Source organism: Neobacillus sp. B4I6 (assembly GCF_050434045.1).
GTDB lineage: Bacteria > Bacillota > Bacilli > Bacillales > Cytobacillaceae > Neobacillus.
Genome location: NZ_JBNPWB010000002.1, coordinates 2,309,858 through 2,331,053 on the forward strand (window position 1 = coordinate 2,309,858; position 21,196 = coordinate 2,331,053).

General features: G+C 35.3%; 18 protein-coding genes. 2 read left to right on the forward strand and 16 right to left on the reverse strand.

All coding sequences use genetic code 11. From position 1 onward, the window contains the following. Positions 1 to 56: 56 nt before the first annotated feature. From QF028_RS13395 to QF028_RS13425, 7 genes are all read right to left on the reverse strand, one after another. Positions 57 to 863, reverse strand: coding sequence for a hypothetical protein (locus QF028_RS13395; protein ID WP_429466101.1), 807 nt, complete (start codon positions 861 to 863; stop codon positions 57 to 59). 141 nt (positions 864 to 1,004) lie between these two features. Beyond that, entirely contained in the window at positions 1,005 to 3,629 is a 2,625-nt protein-coding gene (dpdA, locus tag QF028_RS13400) for a tRNA-guanine transglycosylase DpdA (RefSeq protein WP_429466103.1), read from the reverse strand. Between the two features lie 306 nt (positions 3,630 to 3,935). Next, a complete protein-coding gene (gene istB / locus QF028_RS13405) occupies positions 3,936 to 4,700 on the reverse strand; it encodes an IS21-like element helper ATPase IstB (protein WP_429466105.1) in 765 nt (254 codons plus the stop codon). Continuing rightward, a complete protein-coding gene (locus QF028_RS13410; protein WP_429466107.1) occupies positions 4,697 to 5,248 on the reverse strand; it encodes a hypothetical protein in 552 nt (183 codons plus the stop codon). The genes istB and QF028_RS13410 overlap by 4 nt, the downstream gene beginning before the upstream one ends. Continuing rightward, the gene (locus QF028_RS13415; RefSeq protein WP_429466109.1) at positions 5,199 to 5,612 is read right to left on the reverse strand and encodes a DUF4062 domain-containing protein; all 414 of its coding nucleotides are present in this window, start codon (positions 5,610 to 5,612) and stop codon (positions 5,199 to 5,201) included. The genes QF028_RS13410 and QF028_RS13415 overlap by 50 nt, the downstream gene beginning before the upstream one ends. A gap of 750 nt (positions 5,613 to 6,362) precedes the next feature. After that, the gene (locus QF028_RS13420) at positions 6,363 to 8,618 is read right to left on the reverse strand and encodes a UvrD-helicase domain-containing protein (protein ID WP_429466111.1); all 2,256 of its coding nucleotides are present in this window, start codon (positions 8,616 to 8,618) and stop codon (positions 6,363 to 6,365) included. After that, positions 8,615 to 11,458, reverse strand: coding sequence for a hypothetical protein (locus QF028_RS13425; RefSeq protein WP_429466113.1), 2,844 nt, complete (start codon positions 11,456 to 11,458; stop codon positions 8,615 to 8,617). Before QF028_RS13425 ends, QF028_RS13420 begins: the two co-directional genes overlap by 4 nt. A gap of 1,766 nt (positions 11,459 to 13,224) precedes the next feature. Here QF028_RS13425 and QF028_RS13430 point away from each other — a divergent pair. Next, positions 13,225 to 13,734: a hypothetical protein gene (locus tag QF028_RS13430; RefSeq protein ID WP_429466115.1), complete on the forward strand. Its 510-nt coding sequence runs from the start codon at positions 13,225 to 13,227 to the stop codon at positions 13,732 to 13,734. A gap of 646 nt (positions 13,735 to 14,380) precedes the next feature. Here QF028_RS13430 and QF028_RS13435 read toward each other — a convergent pair. The 5 genes from QF028_RS13435 to QF028_RS13455 all read right to left on the reverse strand — a co-directional run bounded on the left by QF028_RS13435 (position 14,381) and on the right by QF028_RS13455 (position 17,065). After that, positions 14,381 to 14,575 carry a hypothetical protein gene (locus QF028_RS13435; protein WP_429466117.1) on the reverse strand — a complete coding sequence of 65 codons (195 nt, stop codon included), beginning with the start codon at positions 14,573 to 14,575 and terminating at the stop codon, positions 14,381 to 14,383. 487 nt (positions 14,576 to 15,062) lie between these two features. Further along, entirely contained in the window at positions 15,063 to 15,272 is a 210-nt protein-coding gene (locus tag QF028_RS13440; protein WP_429466119.1) for a hypothetical protein, read from the reverse strand. 584 nt (positions 15,273 to 15,856) lie between these two features. After that, positions 15,857 to 15,997 carry an FtsK/SpoIIIE domain-containing protein gene (locus QF028_RS13445; protein ID WP_429472320.1) on the reverse strand — a complete coding sequence of 47 codons (141 nt, stop codon included), beginning with the start codon at positions 15,995 to 15,997 and terminating at the stop codon, positions 15,857 to 15,859. A 203-nt stretch (positions 15,998 to 16,200) separates the two neighbouring features. After that, a complete protein-coding gene (locus tag QF028_RS13450) occupies positions 16,201 to 16,401 on the reverse strand; it encodes a hypothetical protein (RefSeq protein WP_429466121.1) in 201 nt (66 codons plus the stop codon). Between the two features lie 451 nt (positions 16,402 to 16,852). Beyond that, on the reverse strand, positions 16,853 to 17,065 hold the full coding sequence (locus QF028_RS13455) for a helix-turn-helix transcriptional regulator (protein ID WP_429466123.1): 213 nt from the start codon (positions 17,063 to 17,065) through the stop codon (positions 16,853 to 16,855). Between the two features lie 211 nt (positions 17,066 to 17,276). Here QF028_RS13455 and QF028_RS13460 point away from each other — a divergent pair, with 211 nt between their 5' ends. After that, positions 17,277 to 17,534: an endonuclease domain-containing protein gene (locus QF028_RS13460; protein WP_429472322.1), complete on the forward strand. Its 258-nt coding sequence runs from the start codon at positions 17,277 to 17,279 to the stop codon at positions 17,532 to 17,534. Between the two features lie 204 nt (positions 17,535 to 17,738). Here the strand turns inward: QF028_RS13460 and QF028_RS13465 are convergent, their stop codons facing one another. From QF028_RS13465 to QF028_RS13480, 4 genes are all read right to left on the reverse strand, one after another. Then, positions 17,739 to 17,942 (reverse strand): hypothetical protein, encoded by a 204-nt coding sequence (locus QF028_RS13465; RefSeq protein ID WP_429466125.1) that lies wholly within the window; start codon positions 17,940 to 17,942, stop codon positions 17,739 to 17,741. Between the two features lie 201 nt (positions 17,943 to 18,143). Beyond that, on the reverse strand, positions 18,144 to 18,695 hold the full coding sequence (locus QF028_RS13470) for a competence protein ComK (protein WP_429466127.1): 552 nt from the start codon (positions 18,693 to 18,695) through the stop codon (positions 18,144 to 18,146). A 774-nt stretch (positions 18,696 to 19,469) separates the two neighbouring features. Further along, positions 19,470 to 19,895 carry a hypothetical protein gene (locus QF028_RS13475; protein WP_429466129.1) on the reverse strand — a complete coding sequence of 142 codons (426 nt, stop codon included), beginning with the start codon at positions 19,893 to 19,895 and terminating at the stop codon, positions 19,470 to 19,472. A gap of 43 nt (positions 19,896 to 19,938) precedes the next feature. Further along, positions 19,939 to 21,195: a replicative DNA helicase gene (locus QF028_RS13480; RefSeq protein ID WP_429466131.1), complete on the reverse strand. Its 1,257-nt coding sequence runs from the start codon at positions 21,193 to 21,195 to the stop codon at positions 19,939 to 19,941. Position 21,196: the final 1 nt, after the last annotated feature.

The window sequence follows — 21,196 nt, forward strand, 5'->3', positions numbered from 1 at the left end:
AATGTTTTATAAATTCTCCAATAAATACAAATGTCTTAAACAATAAAAAAATCGTCTTACTCTGAAGACGATTCCGTTAATTTTTTCCACAAGTTGTATATTTCTATCCTATTTTTCTTAGATGGGTAATGTTTCCTTGTATTTGAATAAATTTCCTGCCAAATTGGATTATCTCGATCAAAAAAAGATCCAATCCAATTTTTATATTTTATTTTTCTTGATAAGTCTGGTGCCACGATATCGACTACATCATCTTCTATTTGCTCTTTTAAAAAACATATATAAATAAACCATGAATTGATATTGTGTATAATTGTTTTCTCTTTTATCTTCAAAACTTCCCGTAAATTATTAGGAAAATACACAGCATTCACTTCAATTAGCTGCTCCAAATAATTTTGTAATAAAACAACAACTTCAGTAGTATTTTCAAAATTACTGGTCTCGAAAAGTTCATTTATTAATTTTTCAAGTGAAGAATATGTAATAGATTTTAATGTTTTTTTACTCAAATTAGTACTTCTCATTTCAACTAGATTATTCAGTTTTCTACTACTTAATAAAGAATTAAGAAGGAGTTCTGGTAAATTTTCAACCTTAAAAATCACGAACTGTTTTTCATTACTTTGGATATTACTAAATTTACTTATTATTATTGGATCAATAATTTCAATTGATAAATTTTTACTCTTTTTTTTTTCCTTTATACTTTTGCTAATAATAATTAAAATATCATTTAAAAAATATGAAGGAGTTTCTGAGACTTTAACATTCCAACTTAAAACTTCCTCCTTTGTAGCAACATAACTATAAATTGACTTATTCTCTTTAATTACGATTTTCTGTACATCATTAATGTTCAAATTAATCAATTCCATCACCAAGTTTATTTTTATTTAAGACTAATGCATCTTAATAGGATGTCCTATTTTAAATATACAATATTTACTTAATATTTATCTTCCATATACTATTATAAAGTCAGGGTAAAAAAAAAGAAAAGGTCAAGATAATGACCTTTCCTTTTCTGATTGAATTTCTTTTAATTGATTATAGAAGACATAGGTATTATGAAATCCTCTTCTCCGGTTTCTATTATTCCCCCTAAAAATTATCACTTCAACACCTACATCTTTACAAATCGAACAAGAACAATCTTTCCAAGGTTTGTCGTTTAATACTTTATGATACATCGGTCTTAGTTTATTAGCAGAATATATCAGATCGTAATTAGCTTCAAAGAAATCTTTTAATGTTATCTCAAATAAGGCCAAGTTCTTTTCTTTGATAGCTTCAGATTCCGCAGCTTGGAATTTATCTAGTTGCTCAAAAACAACATTGCAAACAATATCTTGATGTAAGTTATCAAAATCAAGAATTAGTGTTTTAAAACTCAAGGTTCCAATTAGAAATTTGCTGATTTTTACCTTTTTTTCAATTTCCTTCTCGTCTAATTGTAATACTTTCTCTTTAATATCCAATACTTGTTGGTTTACTTTTTTTTCAGCAAAAGCTTTTTTCAGATTACTTTCAGCAATTTCCTTTACTGTAAGTAATAGGTCCCTACCAGTATTTTTTATAATACTTTCATTTTTACTCATGAGCTCGTTAAAACTTAAATCCCTTAAAAGGAATTCATTCATACCCTTAAGTTCTTTCTTTTTATTAAATTTATTTAATATAGTTACTATGTCCTTTTCAATTTGGAACACTTCAGCTTCTCTTAGACCTAGTTTTTCTGAAATAAATTTATTTTTTACTTCCTTTTCCTTTTTATATTTAACATTATAATCCTTTAATGTTTCGAGATATGAATCATATTCAAGGACCGTTTCAACTGTATTAGTTATTTCAATTTTTCCTTGGTCAAATTCTCTAACAATTTTCAATGTTTTTTGTTCAAGATCTTTAAAGGCCTCAACAGTGTTAATTCCTCTATTAACAAGTTCTTTTACTTTTGGGTGTACATCAGATTGTGGTATACGAATTGCTGCATACTTGTTTTTATTTTCAGTAAAATAATTGCCCCCAGAAGCACTTCCCCAAGCTTTCTTTAAGAAAGTTGTTGAATCGAAAGAAGTAACCCCTAGTTTATGGAATACGTCGATATATTCCAATCTTGCAGCGCCAAATAAATGAATTTCTAGATATTCTGGAACAATTGGTGCTATTGCTTTTAAGATTTCTAAAATTTCCTCGGATTTTGCGAGTGCAAGACCACCAAGAGAAATATGTTTATAACCCATTTTGATTAGTTCTGCAAATGAGTTTTTATAAGATTCAACATCCCATCCTTGAGCAACACCAGATGGAGTAAATTTATAATTACGTTCAGTGTGTTTTTTTAAAAAATCATATGCATTTTTCAATGTTAAATTATAACGGAAGTTTCTCATTTCTTCATTTTCAGCAATTTTTCCAATGATTAAATGGTCTATACTTGTACCAATATCGAAGCCCATTTGTTCATAATATTCAAGAATTTCATTCGTTTTATATATTGGTTCTTCTTCAGTAATATAGCTAAAGGCACCACAATCCCCGTATAAAGGAATATGATTAGGTAGTCTCAAAAATTTATGTAATCCACCTGCATTTAAAATCAATTCTTTACGGGTTTGGCTCTGGTCTATATTTATTTTAGAAATAAGAACACCATCATAGTTTGGCTTATCATAAAATTCATGTGCATAAAAATCTTCGAGTGGGTTTCTGTCCTTTGAATGCTCTTCCGTTATCCAATTAAAGTTAGGGTCAACTCGATCATCATTTTCTGGCATAAAGTACTTTAATTTATGAATGCCGTAGTTCTTAGCATACATATTTTCAGGAATTACCATATCACTTGACTTTTTTATCTTTGTTTTCACAACTTTTCCTGATCTTTTCTCCTTACGTTCTTCCTCGAAGAGTGTTAGTTGCTGACTATCCTCTATTCGATACTTTTCTAATGTTTGAAGAAAAAATTGGGGATCATTATATATCTTATCAAGAACAGTTAACCCATTTTCAACTATTTCTTTTACCAAGACCTTGAATAAGTACCCTTTTAAACTAATTGACATCTTTCCAAATTCTTTAGCATCCTTGTTACCAACTTCAACATAATAATATGGATTATTATTAGGTATTAAATTTCCACTTGCCTTACTACCAAGAAATACCAACCTTTGATCTTGCCTTGTTTCCACAAAAGGTAATTGAAGACTATTAAGGTATTCTTCACCTAATAGAAAAAATACCATATCATAGGATTTAATCTTTTCACTGGTATCTTTATTAATTTTTAAATTATTTGACCAATCCGTCAATTCGTCTTTTTTCATTTTAGAAAATGTTACATTATAAGGAAAAATTTCTTGATCTTCATTTAATAAACCATAACCAGCTGAGACAATCGCCAAATCAACTACACTATCTCCATATTTTTCTCTAAGGTTATTTATCCCATCAATAACCCATAAATGCTGTTGGCCTGTATACATATCTTTAGCTTTAGCCTTAAAAGATCCAAGTTGCTTTTCTCTTTCAAAAAGGATACTGGTATCTAAAAAATCCGATTTATTTAGTTGCTGTTCAGGACTATATATTTTTGAATTAGTACACGAGGTAATAATTAATAGTTTCATGTTCTTCCACCTCAAGTAATACAAGTTTTATAATTAATGATTTTAAAAAATTTCCTATGCTGCAAAAATATAATTTCCATACCTAATATATAAATTAGACCTTAATATATATATCATTCAAATTGAAATAAAACAACGTATAAAAAGCACTTATAATAATTGCACCTTCTTTTATATTGTACAATAACAATGGAAAGAAAACATTAGTAACTATTTGCTATCTATGATATTTCTAAAAAACTAAAGACCTAATTTTTTCTCCTAGCCTGTTGTGACCGTCAAGTAGAATGACACAATTTCTGCTGATTAATTTGAAACACTTTGGCCACCAAATATTGTTTTTCGATGTTTCATTCGCCAACTATCTTCGTTTAAATGAATGATCTCCACTCGATGCAAAATTCTATCCAATATAGCAGTAGTGATTGCTTGGTCCCCCAATAACTCACCCCATTCTTTTGGTCCTTTATTTGAAGTTAAAATTATAGATGTTTGATTATAAAGATTATTTATTAGATGAAAAAACATATTAGCTTCTTGCTTATCCATTGCCATAAACATTAGATCATCTATAATTACTAAATCTGCTTCTCTAATTCGTTTCATTCTTGTTTTCGATTTTCTAGTAATTTCTTCTGTTTTTAATACATGAATTAAATCGCCCATGGTTGTGAAAATCACTTTATAGCCATGGTTTAAAGCTTCAATTCCTAACCCGATCGAAAGATGGGTTTTACCCACACCTGGCGGTCCAAGAAAGATAATATTATAAAGTTGCTCAATCCATGTTAAATCCTTTAACTGGTTTAACTTCTTACTACTTAATGATTTTTGCTCTTTTAAGTCGTATTCATCGACTGTGCTATAAAAGGGAAATGTCGCCCATTTAAATCGCTTCTCTAGTTGTTTTTCCTCCCTGCAACTCTGCTCATAGGTCACCACATCAAGGAGAAACTGAGTAAAGGATAAATCCTTTTGCTCAGCCTCTCTGATTATGGAAGGTAAGTGGTTTGCTGTTTCAGACAAACGCAAGGTTCTCATGAATTCTTGTAGCTGTTGGAGCTGACTCAATTTGAATCACCTTCCAATAAAACCGTGTAGGTATCCACTTCTCTTTTTGGGGCTTCTGTCTCCATAATCCAACCTGTAAGACTATTTAGTGGCGTTACATTCTCAGTGTTGTCATTCACTGTATCATGAACTTGGCGTTGTCGTTTAAGGTACTGAACGATGTCGCTGAAGTCTGTCGCACTATATAATTTTCTTCTGACACATTCTTGTAGTGCTGCTGATAATAGGTCATCGCTATTTTGTTTTGTTTCTCTTAATATGATTTGTAATTGATCTCGAATATATCGAGGATACTTCTCCCGAAGGGTATTTAGATAGTGATTTACGACTTCCTTGTCCTTAAATTGGTTCGCAACAGTATCAAGATATGCATCTATGCCTTTTGTTCGATCGCGTGTGTGATTTCTATCTTTCATCAATTGACCTTTCCCATCAGGTATCTTATGTTTTGCAATCACTTCTCCTGTTTCAGGGATATAGATTAATAGATGTTGATCCTCAGATTCCTTTAAACATACTATAACATTTAGGTACGGAATTATGATCAATGTTATACCACTTATGTATCAGTTCCTTCTCATCTACTTTTAAATAGGTTTCTATTAGATCCAATTCTTCAACTAAAATCCTTTCCGGTACTGGTTGCCATCCATACCTATCTCCTACTAATACAAGGAAATTAGGTTTAGGAGATACTTCTTGACACCTGTTTAATTCTTTTAAACAAATTTCCATTGTTTGTTGCTTTAAAGCGTCTTCCTGACTTACTCCCCATCGAAGATCGACCCCTTGAAATGTAATATTATTTTCCTGACAAAATTGTTGGACCATTGGAAACACACACTCTTGTAAAGCATCTCTTTCTTGTTGAAAATCATTAAAGGTTGAACTAACAAAGATTCGTATTATCATATAGTTAAAACCTACCAAAAATAATAATTTTAATTAAAGCAAAAAACTGCTAATAACAATTGAAGTAATGCAATGTTTGTGGCATTGGGTTAAATTCCAATATTCCCCTTATTTAAATCTTTTTGATATGATTTTGAGAGTACCTTAATCCCACGTAAGCACCCTCCTTTTCTTACTAAGTCTTAATTAGAATTATTTTGGGATAACAAGTGCTATTAATTTAAGATTTACTCCTTCCGAGATTGACCAGTTGTTTGGTAGTATTTCCTTCAACCACCTTACCCAAATCTTTGGTGTCGTCTTGTCATCTTTAACCCTCTATAATTGTGACTATTAACCTTTAATTTTTAAACCAGGTTTTACTTTCCATCAACTGTTAAACAGTCGATTAATAGAAAAGTATAAATATTAAACAATCTCGGAATTACGTAAATATAAGGTGCGCAACTATTTCATTACCTCGATACGACTTACACATTCAATCATTAAATAGTAAATAGAACCTTAATATTATTTTTCCCAGTGACCAAAATGTGACCAATAATAAAATTACACTGTTTTTTACAAGTAAAATTTTACCCATAAGTTTTGTTCATGTGCACCAATACCTTTATTTCTCAACATCACTCGATCAAGAAGGGAATCATTCCAGTTAAATTCCTCAAATTTCTAAATCAGTTTTAAACTGTGAGAGTATATCTATTTTAAAGTTGAAAGATGAGAGAATCCTCTCATCTTTCTTGTGTTCTTTTAACCGCGAATTGTTCTTGGTATGTCTATCTTCACGTACTGCTCCCCTAGTTCTACTAAAGAACGCAATCCCAATAGAACTTCATCCTTCCAAGACCACTTTTCCGAATGTAATGGAACGGGCTGAACCTTTCCACTTGCTATAAAACAAACTGCATGTTGAGCACGTGTAACAGCAACATAAAACACTCTTGCTTCTTCCTCAAAAAGATTTTTTCGATACTTTTCCATCCATTCATCGAATCTAGGGGATCTGCCGAATCCGTTTAAATTTAGATCTAGTCCCCAATCCTCCACTTTGCTTACAATATCGAAGAAATTAGGAATTTTATAATCATTTAATAATGGACGATCAAGGTTAGGAATAATAATTATAGGGTACTCTAACCCTTTAGAGGAATGAACCGTAGAAAAAACTACAGCATTTGGTTCATCTTCACCAACGTCGGCTTCATCCATCTTTTCACCTGAAAGTATAGCTCTTTGGAAACGTTCAAAAAAGCTCTGCATTGTTAAGGCTTCGGCATTGTCAAATATATCTCTTGACCAAGCGACTAGCTTTTCAAGATTTGCTATAGCTTTTATATCACCTTGCTGCGCATACCACTCTCTTACTCCGGAAAATTCATAAATCTTCGTCAATAATTGTGGAACAAGGTCTGATTTAATACTCTTTCGAACCTCCATCATGCCATCATACCAACGTTTCACAGATTGTTCATTCTTTAACCAGGTTGCTAACTGCGTGCTTGAATGATCGGTACGATGGATAGTGATTGGAGCCTTTACCGGAAAGAAAGGTGTACCCATTACTAAGTCAATAGTTGTATCATTGGGATAGCTTAAAATTGCATTTAACATGTAATAGCAATAAAGTATTTCTGGTTTTTGAAAGAAGCCCCCACCTATATCGGTAACAACAGGAATATCGGCTTCTTTAAATAACACCTCGTATTCTGCCATTTGCCTATTAGTTCTGAATAATATACATATATCTCCGAATCTTACTGAACGGGCAGCTTTCTTTGGCCTATGAATCTCTTGATTAAGGTATTCCCTAACCTTTTCGATTGTCTTTAATATATAGGCTTCACTTCCACGTTCTGTTAAATGAATATACTCCATTGGGATAATTTCATCTTGAGGGTCATGCGCATCTACCGGAATAGTGAGTTCTTCTTTTAAAAACTCATAACGGTTGCTCATACCTGAAAATAATACTTCTTGGGCTCTAAATAAGTTGCGTGTAGGTCGTCTAGATGCGAGTAAAGGCATTGGTTCGATCTTATAGTCATTTGCCAATTCCCATAAAACTGAAACATCTGAACCTCTCCATCCATAAATTGCTTGTTTACGATCCCCTACAACTAGAACATGATTCATATATTCAAGCAACAACTTAATGATTTGTTTTTGGGTTCTATCCGTATCCTGAAATTCATCCACAAATAAATATTTATACCTACGTTGCATTGCTTTCCCAATATGCTTCTCATTTTTCTCTATTAAGTTAGCGCATTTTTGTAATAAATCATGTGAATCTTGACCTCCTCGTTCTAGTTTTATCCTTGAGTAGTTTTCTTCAATCCTTTGCAACATTATTGCCACTGCTCGACGGTACTTTAATCCCTCATCTACTTGTTGATCAAATGTTCTTTGAACAACATGTTCGATAGAACGCCCATTATTACGTATATGTTCATATAGTTTAGTTAGAAATTGATCCCATTGAAAAGGTGCCCAAGGAATAAGTGTATCATTAAATAAGAATTGTGTTTCAGGATCTGCGACACTTGTATTTAGAGCTATTTTCGTAGCCTGTATAAAATACCCCTTTGCCATGATCATCTCTGTTTCATGAGAAACATGTTCGTCATAGCCATGCTGACGTAATATCATTGAACAGAAACGATGAATCGTCCCTATAAAAGCATTAGCGAGTCGTTCCTTTTGTTCAAACCACATATCCTGCTCTACTTTATCAACCGATTCTTTAATGAGCTCATCTAATTCCTCTTCTAATCGTGAACGCATTTCATCTGTTGCTTTATTTGTAAAGGTAATTAATGCGAAATCATCTATATTCACATCGTCCCTTAATTTTATTATTTCCAAAACAGTTGCAACCATAGTGCGAGTTTTTCCCGAACCAGCACCAGCTGATACTACAGTTGGAATAGTAAAACTAGTTGCCAATACATGATCCACAATATTTGCTTGTTCTTGGGACAGTGAAATTCCACCACGTTTTATCATATGTCCGACACCTCTTCATTTTCTATTACAATACCAAGGCACTCAAGACGAACTGGACACTTATTACAGTGAGTCCCAGGGTTTTTCGGAAACTTATTGTTTTCAATTCCAGAAATCCATTCAAGAATATATTCAGGAGCATCGTCAAAAACTGCTAAAGCCTCTTGAATGTGCTTTTGTTTAATATTCACTCCATTTTGTTTATGGAAATATCCACTAATTGTACTACGCCACCAGGAAACTGCTGATCCTAAAGAAGGGAAAAGTTGAATATCATCAATCGACAGAAATCCTTCTTCATTGTTCTCAGGATCTGAGGGTAGGAGCCATTCACTGTGTAATTCTGCATCAAGAATAGGAACATCAAACCTTGTAGTTTCCCAGTAATTTGGTACTTCAAATTCAATATCAATTGTTTCCTCTTCATCGTTCATAACAGTAAACACTTCTAATGAGGATCCACGCACTCCTGTTAAATGTGGGCCACGAATTTTGAAATGGTAATCTATTAACTGCTTTCTAACCTTATTCTTAATTCCATGCCAAGTTATAGGAGATAGAGCAGGAAATAATCCCCTTACATCAGGCTCAACTACACTAATTGTTTCAATGAGATACTGTTTAATCTCGCGTTCATTTTTTTTCCGTATTTTATCACTTTCCTGCTGTAACCTCTGAAAAATCTGATTCAACCATTCTCCCTGGGCTACAAATTGTAATTGCCACTCCATCCGATATAAACGGGCTTCTAGATGTAACAACTCAAGACGATACCTTGCGGGGCAGAGGCCATAGTGAGCCAATTCAATAAGATCATATACACTACGAGTAGCTGGGATAGCAGCCGGCATATTTGGAATTGTCGGAGCATTTTCCATATCAAGAATATCTTCAACAGTGAACTTTACTAAATTTGAGTTAGTAATTTCCAAAATCCTTTTCAAATAAGCACTTGGTTGAAAAGAACGATTAGCGTCTTGTAAGGAAAATGTTAGATATAAGTGTTCTTTGGCTGCTCTCAAAACAGTCAGAAACATGTAACGCTCTTTTTCTAGATGTTCGTCCCGATCATCTTTATAAAATGGCCATGACTCCGAATACATAGCTGGAACATGTTGATTATCTACGCCCAGGTAAATTACAACCTTTTCGTGAACACCATCAATAGTTTCTGGGCTATAAACCTTTAACTCTAATGGATCGTTGTTATCTGTGTCATCAACGTCATCCTTATTTTTATCAGACACTAGTGCATGAAGAGTACGGCTAAACTCTTCAGAGTTTAAATCAATGGTGTACTCATCCACAAGTTGTTGAAAGACATCCATTATTTTTTCTAATATAAATCTTTCTGATTGTCGAAGGTCATCAGGGATAATACCTTTTAATTGTTCTTGAAGACGATCGATATGTTCACCTATTGCACCATCTTCTGTACTGAACAATTTAGAGCAAACCTGATCTAGTAGGTTAATTACTTCTTTCCACGCTTTTATCATGCGCTGATCAAGAATGCCAATTGAAAGCCGCCCATGAGATCTTCTATTCCGACATAGCGGAATTAACGAATCTAAGACTCCCATCCAGTCTTCTTTTGAATTGCACTCATTAAAAAACTGATATTTAACTGCACGGAACTTGGGAGTTAGATCTTGATGTTTCGCACCTAACCAACCAGAACCAATAAGAGTTTCAAATTGGTCTGCCTCAAGGTACAATTGGTTATCTTTCCAAATTTCATATAATGTGAGTACAAATCTACCTACCGGAGTAAGTAATAGCATTCGTGGTGAAACTGGTAATTTAATTTGTTCTCCATTATAGTTGATTGGGTGCATTTGTAACAAATCGCTTAGACGAAAAAGAAATTCACTTTTACGTCGCATAACAATAGCGATGTCCGAAGGGGCATAACCTTCTATTAGGCATTTATCTATCATTTTTAAAATAGCTAATAACTCTTGCTCACGATTAGGATACTGCTGGAGAGACACGTGATTCGTTTCGGAACTGAATGGTACATGTTGGGTACTAAATATTTGTTTTTGAAGATGTTGTAAATCTACATAATCTGAGATAACCTTTGTAACTATAAATATCCTCTTCAATCCTGGTAACCCTGAGTAAGTTCTTTGTATTATTTCAAACCCTTTCATTTGTTCAGGATTGTTTGGAACCAAAAAGGATACTTCAACTCTATTTTTCAAGCAAACTTTAACAAAATGTTTTTGTAATGGAGTGAAGAATGTGAACCCTTCCATTACAATTTTTATTGACTCTCCAAATTTATTAATAAACTTGTTATCTATAAACTCTAGAGCAAGTTCCTCAAACAAAAATTTACCCTCTGAACGTAAATTATAATAAAATTGTTTTTGAATATCCGGAAGGAGATTTTCAAGTGCAGGATCTAAAAAAGTTTCTTGCAAGTCTTGCGGGAATCCAATTGTAAGGTCTATTTTTTTTACAGCAAGTTCCTTAAGCGTTTGTAAAATGGATGCCCGGTCTTTTTTTAACACTTCTAATAGTTTTTCATCCTTTGTTACAATTTCTTCTAATGTTCGAACTAGTATAGTGTTTTCTTCTAATCCCCCTGCAACTTCGCTACGATATTCCTGCTTAACCCATCCTTTAATAACATCACCAAAAAGGGCTTGTTTCTTTGGCTTTTCAGTCTGTCTGCTACGGAATGTTTGAACTTCAGGAATTATCCCTTCTCTTATTTTCGACATCTTTTTAGTTGCAGTAAGGTATATAAATGGTACTTTCTTCAAACCTAATTCATTTAAGATTTGATTATCATCTGGCCTACGGTTTTGATACTGGTACAATGTACACATATCAGTGTTGATCCCCCTTTTATAGCTGTCTAGATGTACCAAAAACAAGCAATTGTTTATTTAGGCAAAGAAAAATTCAATATTATACCCTCAGTTTCGCAAAATCTTTTGTCATACGTGTCCAATCATTCATAATCTAAAAGTGTTGATTCACTAAAGTTCCATTTAGTTGAATAGGACCGACTGAACTCCTTTCAAAATGTGTTCCTTTTATTGGGATTAATAAATCCATCGTATACTTGTATCAATAAGGAAAGTTTATTAAAGTTAGTATCTTCTAACTTTGTAACTGGATTTTATTACTTCTTATGATAGTAAATGTTTTTACAGTGTTAGAGCAATTATATGTGACCATTATACTATAAACATAAATATATTGGTGGACAAATGGAAGTAAAAGTATCTAAATATAATATGGGCAATATTATATTACATGGAGTTTAATTCCTAAAACGGAAAACATATAGACACATTAAAACGCAACAGAGAGCTATTTATTTCAAGATACTGTAGCGACTTACCGTAAGGCGATTCAGGCTTTCTATGATGCAGGCTGTCGTTAATTTCAAATAGATGATACTTCTTGGATTGATTTTGTCTCGGAAGAACGTAATCATGCAGATGTTGAAAAACTAGGCATAGACGTATAAGATATCATCAAAACGAAAACAACATTTAATTGTATCAATGGCGGTATTTCTAACAATCCTGAAGATTGATCATTAAGATGCTAATTTGACATGGTAACTTCGGATCCACTTTTTTTACCACTGGAGGCTATGATCATGCTTCCCTATCGACCTCAATTTGTCGCAACCTATCTCTATATCGCTGGCCAGCCTCGCGGTATTTAACGAAAAAGTCATGCTCCGATAACGGCTCAAGCGGCACATACGTTTTTCCAAGTGAGTTGGATTCGGTTTTTATTAATCGGTATTTTTTAAGGATTTTAAGATGCTCCTTAGTAGTGTTTAGCGCTTTACCTTAATACATAGCGAGCTTTTCTTGCGATGGGTAAGCATAGCCCAACTCTTTATTCCATTAGTCAACGGCCAGCGCATTAAGAAAATTCATTTCCGCCTTTTAGTCCGGTAAATAAACGTAATGTCTTAATTCGCTGGGCATCTTGATTAGATGAGCGTCCTCCCGTTTCTTCGTTTTGTCGTAAACCTTTCGTCCCTCCATTTCCATCCCCTCCGTTAATTTTGATTTATGTGAAGCGGACTGGCCGCGGAAAAAACACCTTCCCTTCTACCAAACGTTTCTGCAGACAAATCCGCGCAAAATTCCATCAATTATTCTGTTACGCGAGAATACTTTTTAGGACAAATAAAATACCTCCTAATTTAATTGACGCAATAGAAAGCAATTTGGGACAGCAAAAATAAATTCCTTTACCTTACCATAAGGTTGAGAACGGAAAGTGGCGCAGCCATTTCACTGCGTATGTCGCACGAACTAAGATAACAGCGGACCCTTCTGCCCTTTATGCCTTGTGATAATCTATTTTCTGACAAATGTTCACTAATTTTGTCTCGCAGGAATCATTTTTCGGACAAATGTTCACTAATTTTGTCTCGCAGGAATCATTTTTCGGACAAAAAAAAAAAATAACGGTGCTTTTTATAAGTTACCGTTATTCATTCAGATTAATGTAGAGGTAAATATAGGATAAAATTACTAAAAAATTACTTGTTAAAATAGTCTTAATATACTAAAATATGAAAGTGCGATACCGGTACCACAATTTACCAAGGGGGATTTTTATGAAAAAATTACTTGCTGTTTTATTTATGAGTTTAGTTTTAATAGTAAGTACTATTGCTCCGTTTGGAACTACTACCGCAAGCGCTGCCTCAAACGGAACGGCTACTTACACTTTGCCTTATGGTAAAAGGACTATTGAAAACTTTTATACAAAGGCAGCTAACTTCGGCTATGCACCATTAAAAATAAACACGGAAATAACAATTGGTACAACAGGTGTTACTATCAACAAAGTAACACAAAGTTCATCAGATTACTGGCCCTATTATACTACTAAAAAAGGGACAAGAATTGTTACAAAATCATCAAGTAAGAGCACCCAGACAGCTCATACCTTGGGTAACTTTGATGTGTATTATATGAAAGGTGTTAATATAAAGTATAATCCTATCAAATATGTCTCTAGAACTGCTTGGGAGTTACATACGTATATTACAGTGAAAAGTATCAACACAACTAAAAAAACTGTAACATTTACAGTAGCAAATACAGCTGGATCAACCTTTTAGGTAAAGAAAAATAATATTGCGAAGCGCTGTTCTCGTTCAGAAGCAGCGCTTTTTTAATACGATCAGAACTCCGGAAACTTACCACATTATCCCAGATGAAACTAAAAAAACGGCTCTCCCGCACCCGCCTAATTGCCCTGAAAACAGTTTTACCGATGACTCCTGGCGCAAATTCGAACCTTTGCCGAGGTGTTAAGGCTCCACGAGAAGTCATTCGATTGTTGGCGTCTTACCGAACGATTCCTGCGAATAACGACGGACGATTAGGCTATTTTAGAAGAAAGTAAATATCACTCGGGCATTTGCTGAAATGAGAGGATTGCAGTTTATTAAATTGCGGAGAGTTTACCACGATGAAACGAAGAAAGCGACCAATAAGGTCGCATCTTAATTTATTACGATATTTTATCTTCTTTTAAAATCATTTCGGGCCCCATCCTCTACTATTTCACTGTATCCAGAAGCATATTGATATAACTTTATATAATCCTACCTACAAAAATAACTTGTATTTTTCCCACAACACACATCCTATGACTTTTTAACTATGATAACCTTAAATGAAGTCTTTATCTGTGGATAGTTTGCGACATTGGAAACTTATCGGAAACAGAGTAAAGCGACTCCGAGTAGGAGCCGCTCTTTGTTATATTTTATATATTATTAAAGCATTATAGTAGCCGGAATCTACCTCCGTATGAGAATTATATTTAATATCCAAAATTTCTGCTTCACTATTTTCTTCACACCAAGTGTTTATCAAAAGGTCCAAGCTTCGAACACTTGCAATAAATTTAGACTCAAAGAAAACAGTCCTAATTTGTCCAGCTTTACCTAACATTCTTCATCCCCCTTTGTTATTATTTTAAATAATATTATGTGGCACTTACTATTAGTACTACTATTAACAATTAACTTTACACCTACCGATTGAATTTGTTGTGAATCTTGAATCTCCTGCATCAATGATTTAACAAACCATGTAAATGATTTCGCATGGAATACCTTAAACCATTACTCACCGTCTATTGCATAACGCTGATCGGATAATATTAGAACGTGCCAGAACGGCTTCGACATAATCCAAGTGTTGAATAGATCAACATACCGCCCCATTTTCTCCGCCATTTGTTTTTCGGAATAGACTGTTATTTGCACCTCGATAAAAAATGGCGTATTGCGATACATAGCAAAGATGTCAGGCTCCGCATTTCTTTTGCTGCCGTACTTCGGCTCCACAAGAAACTTATCTAGCCGACCTAGTTACCTCATTTCTTTAAAAACGTTCAAGATTACTAGGAAATTGCCAATATTAGCACTATTCTTTTTTATCTGCGTTTCCGCGCGAAATAGACAAACGGCTGAAAACTAGAAAATCGAAGGATTTCACCGTCGTATAATAATCTCAATGATACCGAGTTCGCTGCCGTTATTGGATTCTTTAAGCCCGCGAAATGTAATTTGGCAATAGAGTCTCTATCCATCACACGGAATTTATTTAAATCGCGAATAATCGCTTTATCACGTTTAGTCAACATCGAGAAACACATCCTTCTCGGCTATGGGATGCGTATGCGCAACTTCTTCGCTGTCCATTTGTTGCTACGTCGGAACGTTTGTCCTCGCAAACATATCCTTCCAGTCATCCGTCCGATACGCAGCTTGCAGCTCCGTTAGTTCATCGCGTTTAATAAGCAATCTACCTGGCGTTGCTTTGCTGATGCGTTCGCTGCCGGGCGTTCCGATAATCTTTAAGTTTGAGGCGTCAGTTGTCCGAACTCCTTATCGAACGGTCAGCAATCCGTGAATCTACGTATCAAGTATGTCGTGACTAGGACGTTGTAGCGAAAGGATGCAATAAATACCCAGCGCCCTCCCTAACGATTAATCTGGACGATTTGCTTTTTCATTTCCTTGTCGTCCATTATCAATACAATTTCGTCGATACATAGAAGGATATACGGCTCGACTTTTGGTAACTTCGTTGTATGTGTGACGCAGTGCTAATTAAGGAGCTCACATCGACGTTTCGTTTCTTGTGTACGAGCACTAGCATCCGCGCCATATCTTCCGGATAGACACATAAACTTTTGACGTGCTTTACACCTTTGAATAAGAAAAACTACGACATTTTCAGATCCCAGAGATATATATGCAATTCGTCCGGTGTTTTGCGTTGAATGAGAGTCGCCAGGATATTGCGGAGTTGAGTCGATTTACCAGCGGCAGGTTCTCCCGAGATAAGACAATTCGGCTCGGTAATGTGTTATATATCATCCACTTCCCTGCGTTATCCTTACCGCATACAATTGGCATTTCGAGGCCATCGAGTTCCAGCTCTATCTTTGCATAATTATAGGTGAGCTCTTTCGGTAGCTCTCCTCTGTTGACCGTTAAGGTAAAGAGTTTGACATCGCCATCAAGCTCGACGTTTTGACCGAAATATTGTTAGAATACAAAGTAATTCTACTTTAGAAGTTTGGGATCAAGTCCGTTAGGGAGAGTAAAAGTGATTGTAGTAGAGGCGTCACTGATATTTACATTGCGGATCTTATGGAAGATTAAGTGTTCATTGCCGTCGTTCATTTTATAGCTAATGTGCAAATCGTCAGATCGGAATGCCTTGATTAGTTTCTTTTGCGTCAATAATTTCGCCCATTTGCTCATCGTAGCCACCTCAATAGCGAGTTAGTATCGAGAAAATAGTCGCTTACCGCAAATGCTGCAATCGGTACTAATAGTTTTAGCGCCGTACTTAGCCAGGTGATGCCGCAGTCCTCTGCGACCTTATCTAGTATAGTAATTGCGATAAAGCTACCGTCTGCGAATAGCATTTCAGGTCCAACAATGGAAAATTTCTCCTCATAACTATTCTGACAATTCAATTATCTAATTATTCGAATCTTCTGGTTTCTCCCGGACTCTTCCCCTTTCCCCCGCTTCGCTCATTCTTAAAAGATTATCTTTTTTTCGTCTTGGCAATGTTTGAGAAGTCTACACTGCGGTAATGCTAATAAGCAGTTAATTGCTAATAACCTATGTATCTACTGCGGCAATATTGCCTACACCGACTAATTATTTACCAAATTGGCATAAGGCGAGCTACGAAGTAGACGTCCTATTCTGACGCCTCTTCCGCAAAGTAAAAAATGTCGTTGACTGTCCGTTTCACCTTTTCGCTAATTTGCAGCGCTACCTCAAGCGTTGGCTGACGCGCTCCATTTTCATAGCGATTGTATTGGTAAATGTTGATCCCTAGAAAATCTGCAAATTCCGTTTGATTCATTCGGTGATCGTGGCGAAGGTCTTTAAGCCTGTTGTTTACTGGCATTGATTGTCACCTCGTCTAATAATTCGATAAATAGCGCGATTTCCTCCTATGGAGGTGTTTTGATTGATCGAGTATATCGTATTTTTCAGCTTGATAGCTGCAGCCTTAATTAGCGTACATATTTCGACCTAAGGTGGATTAGATATTAAGTCCAGTAGGTGCCAAGAGGATTATATGCGAAAGTCCCATCGAGCGTCGCCTTTATGATGCCCTGGCATTCCGTGGCCATTCGGTTTCCACTCAAGTTCCATGCGGTAACTATCGCATCGGTATAGCGTTTGTGGGTCCTAGAATTGCGATTGAATGCCATGGTAAGGCGTATCACTCTTCACCGCAGCAAAAGGCGCATGATCGACGCAAGAATGATTATTTACGGAAGAATGGCTGGGAAGTGTTGCGGTTTAGCGGTCGGAAAATAACATATAAATTGCCGCAGGTATTAACGAAGATAGAGGAGGCCGTAAAGTGAACGATTTACTCGAGGCGAAATATCCATTGCTCGCATTAAAACTCAGCTCCTCGACCTCAATGGCGAACTTATTGCGGATGCTTCTGCCGATAAGGATTACGCGATTAAGCGGATGCTGAGAATCGTTGGGTATATCGATGAGCATGACGTGAAGGTTAGCGATATTCAAACGTAAAGCCCTGGCAAATTCGCCAAGGCTATTTTTTACTTCAACTTAATTTCAAATTCAAAATCTTTCGATTCTCCATCAATCTGATCTTCTCCGCCAACATGTCCGGAAAATTTCAACTTAATCCACTGAATATCCTCAGCATGACCGCGTTTTAGGTACCATTTAACGTTGCCCTCTTTAATAACACCTTTATCGATTTCACCGCCAAGTTGATCGGATACAAACATCTCCGGCATATCAATTTGTTCGCCAGTGCTCGTTACAAGAACGGCCTGATCCGTAAATGAAGTAAAAATGGTTTTTTCATTATTTTGATCCTCAAATTAACTTGATTCGTTTTAATCGTATTATCCAGCTCTGAATAAATAATTGGTTGGAAAAATAAAAGAAGGAAGGCTTCACTTCAAAATGAGTCCTCCAAATGGTAATAAATTATTTTATTTAATAAATGTATATTTATTAGTACTAGAATCCTCACTAATATAAAACCCATTTTGAGATTCTATATAATATATTAAAGGGCTACTGCTGTTTTTTATAATCATATCTCTTAAATCCTTCGCTATTTGAACCCTGTTGATAAATGCACTTTTCCTCATATCTATCTCGACGATATGTCCGTAGCTTGTATACACTTTTGTTTTTCGAATTCCAAGAGATTGTGTATTTTTTATATGTATTAATGAAAACCAGACACAATTTCTCTTTTTCAAAGATTTTGTTGGAAGTAGATAAATACCTAGTCGTGAATTAATGGTAAGTGGATACATATACAATTGACCCAGGAGATTTTTAGAACTATGTAATGACCCACAAAGATTTGAACCTACTAGTAATAAATTTGCATCAATTACCTGCGATGGAGTCAAATCTACCAGGAAAGTTTCTCCCCCATCTATCACTCTAGTTATAAGTTTACCATTAGAATCATACTCTCCTGTCAACAAGACTGTCTTTTCATTGATCAAATATTCTTCTCTTATTTCCATAGGTAATCCCTCTTTCTAAGGTTAAATATTGATTTTTTTAGAAAAAGGGTATACTAACATAATGTTGGTATACCCAACAGAATTAATACTCGGGAACTGTCTTGCCGGACTACTGCCCGAGTGTTTTTATTTTATATTTCCCACACCTCCTTTCTTCTGCACCTATTTTACTAGATTCTCTATTTTTCTTTAATTATTAAATGATGTAGAATTCATATTTTGTAACCACCGGTTCTACTAATTAATGTTTAATACCTTTTTTCGAAAGTTCCACAATATCCCACTCAACAATATTATAGGTAATTCGACATATGAATGTAAATTGTTATTTTAGAGTTCTATTCATTTAATTCTATCCCAAGTTATTGATGGATTTTCTCAATTCTAGCAGAATCTTTACAATTTTTTATTATTTAAGTATAATAAATGACTTTAGGAATATTTAATACTTTTTCCGAATGATTTTTTAATAAAATATATTATTTTTTATGATATTTTGTTTTTTTAAATCATAAAATCTAGATTTAATATAGACATACTGTATTGTTAACTAAATGTTCAAACTTCAAGAATTATACATATTCTGCAAAACCACCGCTTTGTTTAAGCCAATCTTAACTCCCAATAATGGTATAACCTGCGATTCATTAATTAATTTACTCATCCAAACTCCTCCGTTCCCACGCCCTTTTTATTTTCCATAAACTTTCCATGTAAGAAAAATTATTTAATACCTCTTGCCTAGTTTTGGGTTTGTTCCCTTCTCTCTCACTTTTATATCTCCCTCTTAAAATACCCCGCTATAGCTGTAATACTCATGAATTCCTTCCTCATGTCCCGAAACGAAATCACATCATTTCCTCTAACGAGCTGGTAATCTAGCGAATAAACGTGACAGTTCAATGGGTTTTGATGAAATGTTTCGGTATAGAATTGGATGGCTTCTTTGGGGCTGCCAGCAAAAATAAATACAAAATCCTTCTGGTTCATCTTCAGTGAGTAGATGCCAACTTTATGAATACCTAATACATTGTTTTGAACCAATTCCCTTACTTTCTGATGGTCTGCTTGTTCTAAGTCTATCTTGGATATGTCGTCATCTAATGTAATTTTCTGCTCTGCTAGTAAATGGTAGATGCAATAGGCCAATGAGGATTCTTCATTACGGAAACAATCCATGTAAAGATCTTTCACAATCATGTGATCACACCTCGATTTAAGAGTTTTTTCGGCTAAATATAGGTTATACAATGGTAGGACTCGATTCCTTCTGGTCCTCAATCCTTCCTGTGTGCTCGTTGTAATTTACAGCGATGCTTCCAACTGGACCATTTCTGTTTTTCGAGACAATGATTTCAAGGGAATGATTGTCCGTTTCCTTGTCATAATACGCTTCACGATAAAAGAACAAAATGACATCGGCGTCCTGTTCCACACTGCCCGATTCCCGAATATCAGACATCATCGGCCGTTTATTGGCTCTTGATTCCACCGATCGATTAAGCTGCGCCAAACAAATGACGGGGCAATCAAAATCCTTCGCCATCGTTTTCAGGGATTTGGATATTTCCGTTACTTGTAAATGGGAATTCCCTCCGTAAAATTGTCCGGAATGGATCAGTGTTAAGTAATCGATAAAAAGGATCGGTTTCTTGTATGGAAATTGATTGATCATTTTTCGCGTTTTCGCTCTCATTTCGGCAATGGTTTGTCCCGCCCCATCAAAAATTTGCATATGGGTTTCCGTGAGATCACCAATTACATCTGACCATTTATTTTTTTGATTTTCATTAAGCATTCTTTTTGGATCCCGCATTTTTGCACGGTTAAAGCCCCCAGTCGAAGCCATTAATCGCGAAGTTATCAGCTTTTCAGGCATTTCTAAGGAAAAGACGAGTGGCAGGAACCCGGCCCAACCCGACATTTTCGCAAAATGAAGCATCACGTCGGTTTTTCCCATCGATGGTCTTGCTGCTAGAATCGTCACTTCCCCGCCCTGGAAGCCTCCCTTCACTTCGTCGAGCTTGTTGATACCCGTTGTTGCACTTTTCTGGCTTATTCGATCTTCCCAGGGTGCCTCATAGATATCTACCAATGCTTGTTGTAAGGACGTGTGATCCTCCATTTTCATTTGGTTAATTTTATCCAATTCGGCAATGACTTTCGCAATCTCCCAATCATTCATGGCTGCAAGCGTCAAGATGTTTCTCTTTTCTCGTTCCTTCCACAGATCGAGAATGAGCTTCTCCGTACCGTCAAATTTCTCCAGATCCGCGTACGATAACAGCTCCGATAGGTAGGACATTCCACCTAATGAAACGAGGTCTGGTAAGGTTGTCCATGTGATTAAATCAACATTCTTACCCGCCCGTTTTAATTTCACCATTTTTCGCATGATTTCTTTATGCCGTGTACTTTCTAGCTGTTCAGGTTGAATGATGGTATCTTGGAGCAAGTACTCCGCCTTCATCAAGCTTCCTAAGAACGCTTTTTCTGCCATA